Consider the following 11,486-nt stretch of genomic DNA (forward strand, 5'->3'; position numbering starts at 1 on the left):
TCATGGTCGCCGGGTCGGTCGTTTGTGCGCGCTGCGGTGGGTGGGTGTTCCGGCCGGCGTTGTGGTTGGGCTCCGGTGGTCTCCGGCCTTCGGCCTGGCCTCGGGCGCGGTGGTTTCTGGCGTTTTGAAGCCGGCCGGAACACCCACCCACCTCCGCGCCATGCCTTTCCCGGCCGTACGGCCTGCTCGCCGTAGTCGCTCCCTTTCCGCCCGGCCCACGGTTCCCGCCGATGCTGAAGCCACGCTGCCTCCCCGTCCGGGGCGGGTCGCCGTAGCCTTGCGGCCACACTGGCGGGGGAGAGCGCAGGGCCGGGCGCCGTAGTCGATCACGCCGAGCTCAGCCCGTCCCCGCTCCCTGACGTGACCTTGCGTTCCGCCACGGCGCCTCCCCTTGTTCGATTCGTGTGGCAGGCTCCGATAGGCGAGGGTGCGATACGTCCGGGAATTCCCACCGAGCGCCCGGGGCCGGTGAGCGCCGACGTCCCTCGGCCAGTTCGAGGCGGGTGCCGGTGAACGTGGCCCGCAGACGCCGATCGTGCGTGACCACGACCAGCGCGCCCTGGTAGGACGTCAGCGCCTCCTCCAGTTGCTCCACGAGCATCGGTGACAGGTGGTTGGCCGGCTCATCGAGCAGGAGCAGGTCCACGGGCTCGCTCACCAGCCGTGCCAGCTCGACCCGGCGCCGCTGCCCGTAGGACAGCTCCCCGAGGCGCAGCCCCAGGTCGGACGGCCGGAACAGGCCCAAGGCGAGCAACGCATCCGCGTGCTCATCCGGGCTTCCGGGACGCCCGTACGCGTAGGCCTGCAGCACGGTCCGGTTCGCCACGCCGGTCGGCCCGTCCTGCCGGAAGAACCCAACCCGGCCGGCCCGTCGCACCTCGCCCGCATCCGGTCGCAGCTCTCCGGCGAGCACCCGCATCAGAGTGGTCTTGCCCGCTCCGTTCGGGCCGGTGACGAGCAGCCGCTCACCGGCCCGAACGGTGAGGGATTCCAAGCAGAGCCGTCCCGCCACCACCACGCCGTCGAGCGTGGCCACTTCGTCCCCGACGGCGCCCGCGGTGGCGGGGACGGTGGTGAAGCGCAGCGGCTCGGGCGGCGGCACCGCCGGGTGCTCGGTGAGCCACCGCAACCGCTGCTGGGACTGCCGGATGCGGCCGGCGGCCCCGTGGGTGCGTGAACGCGCCCGCCAGGTACCGGTGCCCATGCCCGCTTTGGGCGTCTTACGCGGAATCGCGGCCAGCCGGCCCGCATTGGCCGCCACCAGCGTGGCATGCCGGTCCAGCTCCGTCTTCCATTCCTCGTGGGCCCGCGCCTGAGCGACACGTTCGGCGGCCTTGGCGGCGAGGTATCCGGCATACCCGTCGCCGTAGCGGCGCACCTGCCCGTCGGCCACCTCAAGGATGGCGGTGGTCACCCGATCCAGGAACATCCGGTCGTGCGTGATCGCCACGACCGTGCCCCGGTGGGCGAGCAGGCGCTGTTCGAGCCAGGCCGTGGCCTGATCGTCCAGGTCATTGGTCGGCTCGTCGAGCAGCAGCAGTTCGGGAGCGGACGCCAGCGTGGCGGCCAGGGCGAGCCTGGAGCGTTCGCCGCCGGAGAGCGTGCCCAGCGGGCGGTTCCGGTCGAGCCCGGGCAGCCCGAGCCCGTGCAGTGCGACCTCTACGCGGACGTCGGCCTCGTAACCGCCCCGCGCCTCGAACTCGGCCACAAGTTCCGCGTAGGCACGCAGGGTCGCGGACTCCTCCTTGCCCGCCGCGCCGAGCGAGCGTTCGGCCGCCCGCATCCGGGCTTCGAGCCCACGCAGCTCGGCGAGTGCCAGGTCAACGGCGTCGGCGACGGTGGCGTGTGACGGTAGCGCGAGCGACTGCGGCAGGTATCCGACGCCGCCGGGCGCGACGACCACGAGTTCGCCGTTGTCCGCCCGCTCGGCGCCCGCCATGAGCTTGAGCAGCGTGGACTTGCCCGATCCGTTGTCGCCGATCACTCCGAGCCGCTCGCCGGGCTTGACGGTGAGCGACACCCGGTCCAGGACGACGCGGGTGCCGTAGCGCTTGGTGATCTGATTGAGTGCCAGTTGGGCGGGGGTGCGCAGAGTGCCCCACCTCCTCTTGTCAGCGCGGACGAAACATGACTGCATGCCTGGTCGGCCTTCGCGAGCCTCGTACGGTTCGACTCGGGGACCCGGGGCTGAGGTGCTCCGGTCCGGTACTCCTTGACGAGGAGGGAGCCGGCGTTCTCGGCCCGCATATCGACCAGCCGGATTCGACGCTCCGGCGATGAACCGTTCGCCGATGGTCATCAGCAATCTCCTCACTTTTTAAGACGAGACGGTTCGTCTCGATAGAGAGGAGTATGGAGGCACATCGCTCCTAAGTCAAGACGAACCGGTCCGTCTCGTTTCATGTCACAGTTCTGGTCGTGTTCGACACCGGAGAACCGAACCCCGTATGGCACGGCGAGCGATCCCGGCGGGCCGCGCTCGCCGCGCGCGGACCGATCCGGGGCAAGGCGGCAGCACTGGCCGATCAGGAGCCGCCCCTGCCCCGTGAGATCATCAGGATCACCCTGGTCAAGATCATCTCTTGGGGACCGGGCAGGCCCCGAGCGAGTCGTACGGCATGAAGCAGGACGACAAGGAGGAGTTGCCGCAGCGTCTGCTCGGCGATCTGCCACGCCGCGCTGACGCCCCCGCAGGGGATGGCACTCTACGAGACTCGTCAACAGCGGATCTGCCGCGTCCGCCGACGAGGAGGATCGGCAGGACCGAGCTTCCGGCCACGAGAATCCTCTCCGGCGAGCACCCCGGTCAGCGGACGCGGCTCGTCACGGGAGGGGAAGCGGCGGCAGTCCGCAGGGAGGGGAGCCGGGCCCGGGAGGTCAGGACCACCAGGTGGCCTGGGTGATCACATCGAAGCCCAGGGAGTCGTAGAGCGGCTTGCCGGCGGTGGCCGCGGTCAGGGTGACGGGAAAGCCGGACAGACGCTCCAGTACGACGTGCATGAGCGCCCGCCCGACCCCGCGGGACCGGTGCTCGGGCAGGGTGGTCACCCAGTAGACGCCGCCGACCGCGCCGTCGAGGATCACCATGCAGGCGCCGGCGGGCACACCGTCCCTGGTGATGAGGAAGAACTCGACGTCCTGCCGCTCCAGCATGGTCCGGGGGAAGACCTCGCCCGGATGCCAGGGCAGGAAACCGTTCAGTGGAAATCCGTGGGCCACGACCCGCTCCACGGTCTCCAGCAGGCCCGGCGACTCCGCTCGGACGACCTCCATGGCGGATGACGAGGGGGACGTACCGCCGGCGCTCCCCTGCGGAGCGGTGTCGCGGATCATGACGGGCAACCGGCGGGGGGTCAGGCCCAGATCTCCCATGTCGACCGTGCCGAACTGGTCCTCGACGACCACCTTGCCGTCCCGTCGGCTTCGGACCAGCTCCGTCAGCGCGGCGAGGTCGCCCTCATCCGGGTCCGGGCCGAGCAGCAGGATCCGTGTCCCGCCGCGTTCGCTTCCCCTCACCCCGACGAAGCCGGGCCGCTGAACCAACTCGTTCCCCCGGGCCTGCGCGAGCGCCGTCCAGAGGGCGGCGGCGTTCCGGTTGGCCAGGAGGAGGGGGCTCATACGTCCACCGGGAGCGACATCTGTCAGCGCACTGCTCATGCCCGCAACCCTAAGGGCCCACCGAAGCCAGCCTCAGATCCAATACCGGGCCGACCCACCGGTCCACTCCCCCCGCCCCACTCCGCTCACCCCGCCCTTGCCGCCCTTAGGGCCTCTACCCGCCGCTCCCTATGGGGAGGACCATGAACTCCGCTCTCTCATCGCTCTTCGGGGTAAGACCATGGGCGATCCGGTTCCCGCTCCTCCTCGCTTTCCGGAACGGGATCGTGAATGACCGAAAGAGCGAATGACCCGAGGGGAAAGGACGGGGGCCGTTAGCGGCCCGAAAGGGAGGAGCTACGGTGCTCAGCCCTGCGCTCTCCCCCGCCAGTGTGGCCGCAAGGCTACGGCGCCCCGCCCCGGACGGGGAGGCAGCGTGGCTTCAGCATCGGCGGGAACCGTGGGCCGGGCGGAAAGGGAGCAACTACGGCGAGCAGGCCGTACGGCCGGGCAAGTCATGGCGCGGAGGTGGGTGGGTGTTCCGGCCGGCTTCAAAACGCCAGAAACCACCGCGCCCGAGGCCAGGCCGAAGGCCGGAAACCACCAGAGCCCAACCACAACGCCGGCCGGAACACCCACCCACCGCAGCGCGCACCACCGACCAACCCGGCAACCACCGACCCGCCCAAGCCCGGGAAACGCCCCCAGCCGGGAAAAGCCTCAGCCCGAGCGGCCCGGAACACCCCCCGCAGCGCGCACAAACGACCAGCCCGGCAAAGCACCATCCCGCCCGAACCCGGGGAAAGCCCCAGCCCGCCCGGTTCCGGTCAGGGCGGGCTCAGGTGGCGGCGATCAGGTCGGCGGCCCGTTCGGCGATCATGACGGTGGGGGCATGGGTGTGGCCCCGGTTGATGGCCGGCATGACCGAGGCGTCGGCGACCCGGAGGCCCGCCACGCCGCGGACCCGTAGCGACGGGTCCACCACCGACTCGTCGTCGGCCCCCATCCGGCAGGTTCCCACCGGATGGTAGAGGGTCTCACCGCGTTCGCGGATCCAGCGAGCGAGTTCCTCGTCGGTCTCGGCGCCCCAGTAGGGGTCCATCGGCGGTCCGGCGTACGGCTTGAGCGCCACGGTGGCGAACAGTCCCTTGGCGGCGCGCAGCCCGGCCACCAGCCGTCTGACGTCGGCCGGAGCCGACAGGTAGGCGGGGTCGATCACCACGTCGCGGCCGTCGAGGCGGATCCGCCCCCGGCTCTCCGGCCGCAGCAGGACCGCGCCGATGGTCAGGCCGTGGCCCTTGGGACGGGTCAGGCCGTGGTCGACGAAGGGGACGGGGACGAACACCAGCTCGATGTCCGGGGCGGGCTCGTCGGGTGAGGTCCGGATGAAGGCGACGGCCTCGCCGACGTTGGAGGTCAGCATGCCGCGGCGGGCGAGCAGGAAGCGCAGCAGGTTGCCGGTCGTCTCGGCTCCGGCCAGCGTGACCGGCTCGGGGCAGTGCAGGATGATCCCCGCCGCCAGGTGGTCCTGGAGGTTGCGGCCGACCTGGGGCAGGTCGCGGACCGGTTCGATCCCCTGGGCGGACAGCTCGTCGGCCGCGCCCACCCCGGAGAGCATGAGCAGGTGGGGCGAGCCGATCACCCCGGCCGACAGGATCACCTCCCGGCGGGCCCGCGCCACCGCGCCGTCGCCGTACTCGACGCCGACGGCGCGGCCGTCCTCGATGAGGACGCGGCGGGCGGAGGCGGCGGTCAGGATCGTAAGGTTGGGGCGTTTCGCGGCGGGTCCGAGGTAGGCGTCGGCGGCGCTGCAGCGCCGGCCGCGGTCCTGCGTGACGGGGGTGGGGCAGCAGCCCTCGTTGGAGGGGCCGTTCAGCTCGGGAAGGCGCGCGATCCCCGTCTCCTCGCAGGCGCGCAGGAACGCGGCGGTGACCGGGTTGGGGCTGCGTAACTCGGAGACGACGATCGGGCCGTCGGTGCCGTACACGCCGCCGTGGTTGGAGCCGACGCGGCGTTCGGCCCGCCGGAAGTACGGCAGGACCTCGTCGTAGGACCAGCCGGGCACGTCCCAGTCGTCGTAGTCGGCGCGGTGGCCGCGCACCCACATCTGGGCGTTCATCGAGGAGGAGCCGCCGAGCATCCGCCCGCGCGGCCAGTACAGCCGCCTGCCGGACATGCCCGGCTGGGCGACGGTGGAGAAGTCCCAGTCGCGGGAGGTCTTGAAGAGCTTGGGGAAGGCGGCCGGCACCCGGATCTCGAAGGCGTCGTCCCGGCCGCCGGCCTCCAGGAGCGCCACGGTCACCGCCGGGTCGGCGGAGAGACGGCCGGCCAGCACGCAGCCGGCGGATCCGGCCCCCACGATCACGTAGTCGTACATCATGTGCCAGCACCCTTCGACATACGGACGGTGTCGGCTCGCTTCCCCCGTGTGAGCGGGCTCACATCTGCATACTCCTTCGGCGATTGCCCGTCAATTTGTGACCTCGCTTACCTACCGGCAGGTATCCCGGCCTGCGAGTATGGGCGCGTCAGAAGCCTGTCCGGAGGAGGACGCCCATGCTCAATCTGTCGATCGTGTTGGAGGACAGCGCCCGGCAGCAGCCCGATCGCACCGCTCTGGTCTTCGGTGATCTGCGGCTCCCCTACTCCCTGGTCGACACCATCGCCAACCAGGTCGCCAACCTGCTGGTCTCCCGCGGGATCGGCCGGGGCGACAAGGTCGCGCTGGCCTGCCCGAACCTGCCCTACTTCCCGTTCGTGTACTACGGCATCCTCAAGGCCGGCGCGGTGGTCGTGCCGCTCAACGTGCTTCTGCAGTCGCGGGAGATCGCCTACCACCTGGAGGACTCCGAGGCCAAGGCGCTGTTCTGCTTCGAGGGCACCCCGGAGCTGCCGCTGGGCGCGCGCGGCCGGGAGGGGTTCGAGAGGGCGGCGGGGGCCGAGCACTTCTTCGTGCTGCCGGCCGCCGCGTTCGCCACCGAGTCGGAGTACGGCGAGACCCTGTGGGCGGCGCTGGACGGTGTGTCCGGCGAGTTCGAGACCGTGCAGACCGCGCCGGACGACACCGCGGTGATCCTCTACACCAGCGGCACCACCGGCCAGCCGAAGGGCGCCGAGCTGAGCCACCAGAACATGGTGCTCAACGCCATGGTGTCGGACGAGATGTTCCCCCGGGGCGACGAGGGTGACGCGTTCCTGGCGGCGCTGCCGCTGTTCCACTCCTTCGGCCAGACCGTCGTGATGAACCTCGGGTTCCGGCGCCGCGGCACCGTCGTGCTCATGCCGCGCTTCGACCCGGGCGAGGCGCTGGCGCTGATGCGCGCGGAGAACATCACCCTGTTCGCGGGCGTGCCGACCATGTACTGGGGCATGCTGACGAAGATCCACGCCGACGGCGACGAGGTGCCGACCGCCCTCCGGGCGGCGGTCGCGGGCGGCGCGTCCTCCCCGGTGGAGGTGCTCAGGGACTTCGAAGCCACTTTCGGCATCGGCATCCTGGAGGGCTACGGCCTGTCGGAGACCTCCCCGGTGGCCTGCTTCAACCAGCCGGGCCGGCCGACCAAGCCCGGCACGATCGGCACGCCGATCTGGGGCGTGGACATGAAGCTGATCGACGCCGACTGGAAGACGATCGAGGGCGAGGGTCCCGGGGAGATCGCGATCCGCGGCCACAACGTGATGAAGGGCTACTACAACCGGCCCGAGGCGACCGCCGACGCGATGCGGGACGGCTGGTTCCGCACCGGTGACATCGCCGTCCGCGACTCCGACGGCTACTACTCGATCATCGACCGCGCCAAGGACATGATCATCCGGGGTGGTTTCAACGTCTACCCGCGCGAGCTGGAGGAGGTGCTGATGACGCACCCGGCGGTCTCCCTCGCCGCGGTGGTCGGGGTGCCGCACGAGTCGCACGGCGAGGAGGTCAAGGCGTACATCATCCGCACGCCCGGCGTGGCCGTCACCGAGACGGAGCTGTCGGAGTGGTGCAGGGAGAACATGGCGGCCTACAAGTATCCGCGGATCATCGAGTTCCGCGACTCCCTGCCGATGACCGCCACCGGGAAGATCCTCAAGCGCGAGCTGCGCTGAGCCCTGCCCCGCGACCCACGGTACGGCCCGCCCGGTGAGGACCGGGCGGGCCGTACCGGCGGGCGGGTCAGGGCCAGTCGAGGGCGGGACGCAGCGGCACGCCGGACTTTCCCTGCGGGCCGAGCTTCACGCCGAGCACCTGGTGGAGCTGGACCTTGTTGCGCTCGAAACCGACGATGCAGCCGGCCATGTACAGCCGCCAGACCCGGGCCGTGCCCCGGCCGACCTCGGCGACCGCCTCGTCCCAGTGCGCGTCGAGGTTGTCGCACCAGTGGCGGAGCGTCCTGGCGTAGTGCTCGCGGAGGTTCTCCTCGTGGTGGATCTCGAAGCCGGTGTCCTCCATCTCGCGGATGAGATGGCCGACCGACTCCAGCTCCCCGTCGGGGAAGACGTAGCGGTTGATGAACCCGCCCCCGTTGAACGTCTTCTCGGTGCCGGTGGGCCGGGTGATGCAGTGGTTGAGGAGCCGGCCGCCGGGGACGAGCTTGCCGTACAGGAAGCGGAAGTAGTTCGGCAGCTGGTCCTTGCCGATGTGCTCGGTGAGGCCGATGGAGCTGACCGCGTCGAAGCCGCTCTCGGTGACGTCGCGGTAGTCCATGTGGCGGACCTCGGCCAGTTCCTCCAGCCCGGCCTCGGCGATGGCCTTCTGCGCCCACTCGGCCTGCTGGCGCGAGAGGGTGACGCCCAGCGCCTTGACGCCGTACTCGCGGGCGGCGTGCATGACCATGCCGCCCCAGCCGCAGCCGACGTCCAGCAGCCGCATCCCGGGCTTGAGGCCCAGCTTGCGGGCGACGAGGTCGAACTTGGTGAACTGCGCCTCCTCCAGCGTGGCGTCCTCGCGGGGGAAGGCCGCGCAGGTGTAGGCCATGGAGGGGCCCAGCACCCACTCGTAGAAGGTGTTGGAGACGTCGTAGTGGTGGTGGATCGCCTGGGCGTCGCGCTCCTTGGCGTGCCTGCTGCCCATCCTGGCCAGCATGCTGCGGCGCACCTCCTGCGGGGGCGGGGGCACGCGCATCAGAAGGGGCTTGAGGCCCAGGGCGCGGACGGCGGCGATCTTCTCGCTCGCCGGGATGTCGTCGAGCGTGATCGACCACATCCGCGACAGCAGCGAGTACATGTCCCCGTGCACGTCGATGTGGCCCGACACGTAGGCCCGCGCGAGGCCGAGTTCGCCCGGGGCCTGCGCCAGGTAGGCGACGGCGATGGGGGACCTGATGTCGATGGCGATGTCGGCGCTGGCGGGGCCGGCCTTGCTGCCGTCGTAGGCGGTGAGGCGGACGTTCGCCTCGGGCCCGACGACCTTTTCGAAGATCTCTGCGAGTTTCACAGAATCAACTCTCCTAACGCCCCCGTACACACTTGTCGTAGAGGTCGAGCAATCGGCCACCGGCATCGTATGCCCGCTTTACCGGCCAGTAGATAGGACCGTTATAAAACTTCCAGAACTCGTCCCGGTCGTAGAAAGACGTGGAGTACAGGGACTTGTGGCCGTCGAGCCGGTGGACCGTGTTCTCGATCATGCGGTTGTAGTAGCCGTCGAACTGGCCGCGGGGCAGCGGGACCGTGCCCCAGAACCCGAAGTTGACGTAGAGGCGGCCGGGCTCCAGCGGGTAGAGGGGCCACTCTTCGGACGACTTCAGCGGGCACATCCACACCGGGGTCATGCCGACCTTGTCGTGGAAGAACTCCAGGAACTCCGCGCCGCGCTCGACGGGCACCTCGATGTCCTGGATGACCGACTCCTGCACGGGCCGGCCGCGCCAGCGGTCCACCCGGGCGGTCAGGCCGTACCTGCGGTCCAGGCCGACGAGCCTGCGGTAGACGTCGGAGCGCATCCACTTGCGGGGCATCAGCGAGCGCACCAGCGCGCCCTGCACGCCGAAGGCCCGCGAGCACCAGAACCAGTCGGTGTCCCAGCGCCACAGGTAGTCGCGGACGGTCAGCCAGTCGCGCGTCCGGGTCTGGATCGACCGGTAGTAGATGCGCATCCCGGTGTAGTCGGACAGGTAGGGGGCCTTCTCGGCGAACTGCCCGACGGTGATGTAGAGCTCGTTCGGCCCGAAGTAGGTGCCGTCCACGAAGTCGGCCCGCTCACCCTCGTACTGGCCGCTCTCGCAGATCTCCCGCATGGCGACCATGCACTTGTCTGCGTCGGCGAAGGGGATGTGGGTGAGCCGGACGTACGGCTGGACGGGCTTGAGCCTGATGCGGATCCGCAGGGCGTAGCCGAGCGTGCCGTAGGAGTTGGGGAAGGCCCGGAACAGGTCGCGGTGCTCGTTGTCGTCGCGCGCCACGACGACCCGGCCGTCGCCGGTGAGGATCTCCAACTCCTCCACCGACTCGTGCGGCAGCCCGTCGCGGAAGCTGGTGGACTCGATGCCGAGCCCGGTCACCGCGCCACCCAGCGTGATCGTCTTCAGCTGCGGCACGACGTACGGCATGAGCCCGTGCGGGAGGGTGGCGTCCACCAGGTGCTCGTAGGTGGTCATGCCCTGCACCTCGGCCGTCATGGCCACCGGGTCGACCTCGATGACCCTGTCGAGGTCGCGGGCCGACAGCTTGGCCGCACGGGAGGAGTCGCGGAAGCGGAACAGGTTGGTCGTGGCCTTGGCCAGCCGGGGAGCCGCGTCCTCGGGAATCTCGGCGTAGGCCTGCCTGATCTGCTCGACGGCCCGGCGGTGCGCCGCCATCTCCGTCATCTGTTCCACAGGACATCCACCCCCGGAGCACTCATAGGAAGATCGCCTCTAGCACGGTATATCTCACCTGTCATCGGAGCCAGACGGGACACGTTAAACGCGCGGAAACTCTACGCCCGGCCCGTCCGGCGGCGGACAACCGCCCCCGTCCCATTGACCACATCCGTCACGGGGCGGCCGTCGAGGGCGGCGCCGAGGTTGTCCAGGACCCGCCGGACCAGCCGCCCGGTGACCTGCGCGGTCACCCCCGCCACGTGCGGGGACAGCAGCACCCGGGGGTGGCCGCGCAGCGGGTCGTCCGCGGGGAGCGGCTCGGTCTCGAACACGTCGAGCGCGGCGCCGCCCAGATGCCCGGAGGAAAGGGCCGAAAGCAGGGCCGCCCCGTCCACCACTCCCCCGCGGGCCGCGTTGACCAGCAGCGACCCGGCGGGCATCCGCAGCGGGTCGACCAGGCCCCGGGTCTCCTCTGCCAGCGCGACCACCACCACCAGCACGTCGGATGAGGCGACCAGCTCCGGCAGCGGCCGGTGGGGGTAGGGGGCCTCCCGGGGCCGCCGGGTCCAGTAGGACACCTCGCAGCCGTGCGCGGCGAACATTCGCGCGCACTCCCGGCCGATCGGGCCGAAGCCGACGATCCCGACGCGTGAGCCGTGCAGTTCCCTGGGGCCGAGGTCGAGCTGCGGCCAGCCGCCGGCGCGGACCGCGGCGTCGGCTTCGGGCAGCCGTCGCGACAGCGAGAGCGCGGCGGCGAGGCACCACTCGGCCACCGCGACGGCGCTCACCCCGGCGGTGTTGGCCAGCGGCACGCCGGCCGCGGCCAGCGCGGCGAGGTCGTGGCCGTCCACGCCCACCGAGGGCTGCTGCACGAACGCCAGCCGCGGGGCGGCGCGGACGGCCTCGGCGTCGAGCGCGAGCCCGCCGCTCCAGTCGCCGACCACGATCTCGGCGCCGGCCAGCGCGGTGAGCAGACCGGCGCGGTCGCGGCTCTCCGGGACCGACACCTCCACCCGGTCGCCGAGCGGGCCGAGCAGGCCGCGCAGCGCCTCGGCGGGCAGCGGCGGCAGCGCCAGCACCTTCCAGGGCGCCTCACCGGTCATG

Annotated in this window: 6 protein-coding genes and 1 pseudogene; 1 reads left to right on the top strand and 6 read right to left on the bottom strand. The window is 70.8% G+C overall.

The annotated features are described in order from the left end of the window. Positions 1-457: 457 nt before the first annotated feature. From IEZ10_RS06820 to IEZ10_RS06830, 3 genes and pseudogenes are all read right to left on the bottom strand, one after another. Positions 458-2,137 (bottom strand): annotated as a pseudogene (locus IEZ10_RS06820) (TlrC/CarA/OleB/SrmB family ABC-F type ribosomal protection protein); the annotation flags it as partial. Positions 2,138-2,877: 740 nt separating this feature from the next. Next, the gene (locus IEZ10_RS06825; protein ID WP_189245574.1) at positions 2,878-3,618 is read right to left on the bottom strand and encodes a GNAT family N-acetyltransferase; all 741 of its coding nucleotides are present in this window, start codon (positions 3,616-3,618) and stop codon (positions 2,878-2,880) included. Positions 3,619-4,435: 817 nt separating this feature from the next. Beyond that, positions 4,436-5,977, bottom strand: coding sequence for a GMC family oxidoreductase (locus IEZ10_RS06830; RefSeq protein WP_189245575.1), 1,542 nt, complete (start codon positions 5,975-5,977; stop codon positions 4,436-4,438). A 176-nt stretch (positions 5,978-6,153) separates the two neighbouring features. Between IEZ10_RS06830 and IEZ10_RS06835 the strand changes: the two genes are divergently transcribed. Beyond that, entirely contained in the window at positions 6,154-7,689 is a 1,536-nt protein-coding gene (locus IEZ10_RS06835; protein WP_189245576.1) for a long-chain-fatty-acid--CoA ligase, read from the top strand. A gap of 67 nt (positions 7,690-7,756) precedes the next feature. Here the strand turns inward: IEZ10_RS06835 and IEZ10_RS06840 are convergent, their stop codons facing one another. The 3 genes from IEZ10_RS06840 to IEZ10_RS06850 all read right to left on the bottom strand — a co-directional run bounded on the left by IEZ10_RS06840 (position 7,757) and on the right by IEZ10_RS06850 (position 11,485). After that, on the bottom strand, positions 7,757-9,016 hold the full coding sequence (locus IEZ10_RS06840; protein WP_189245577.1) for an SAM-dependent methyltransferase: 1,260 nt from the start codon (positions 9,014-9,016) through the stop codon (positions 7,757-7,759). A gap of 13 nt (positions 9,017-9,029) precedes the next feature. Beyond that, positions 9,030-10,388, bottom strand: coding sequence for an FAD-binding oxidoreductase (locus IEZ10_RS06845; protein WP_189245736.1), 1,359 nt, complete (start codon positions 10,386-10,388; stop codon positions 9,030-9,032). Positions 10,389-10,498: 110 nt separating this feature from the next. Continuing rightward, positions 10,499-11,485, bottom strand: coding sequence for an NAD(P)-dependent oxidoreductase (locus IEZ10_RS06850; protein WP_189245578.1), 987 nt, complete (start codon positions 11,483-11,485; stop codon positions 10,499-10,501). Between the last annotated feature and the right edge of the window lies 1 nt (position 11,486).

It is taken from the genome of Streptosporangium pseudovulgare (genome assembly GCF_014648055.1).
In the GTDB taxonomy this organism is placed as follows: Bacteria; Actinomycetota; Actinomycetes; order Streptosporangiales; family Streptosporangiaceae; genus Streptosporangium; species Streptosporangium pseudovulgare.

Excerpts from the sequence above, each read along its gene's own strand:
- IEZ10_RS06835 (WP_189245576.1), top strand. The coding sequence starts at position 6,154 with ATGCTCAATCTGTCGATCGTGTTGGAGGACAGCGCCCGGCAGCAGCCC.
- IEZ10_RS06845 (WP_189245736.1), bottom strand. The coding sequence starts at position 10,388 with ATGACGGAGATGGCGGCGCACCGCCGGGCCGTCGAGCAGATCAGGCAG.
- IEZ10_RS06830 (WP_189245575.1), bottom strand. The coding sequence starts at position 5,977 with ATGATGTACGACTACGTGATCGTGGGGGCCGGATCCGCCGGCTGCGTG.
- IEZ10_RS06850 (WP_189245578.1), bottom strand. The coding sequence starts at position 11,485 with ATGACCGGTGAGGCGCCCTGGAAGGTGCTGGCGCTGCCGCCGCTGCCC.
- IEZ10_RS06825 (WP_189245574.1), bottom strand. The coding sequence starts at position 3,618 with ATGAGCCCCCTCCTCCTGGCCAACCGGAACGCCGCCGCCCTCTGGACG.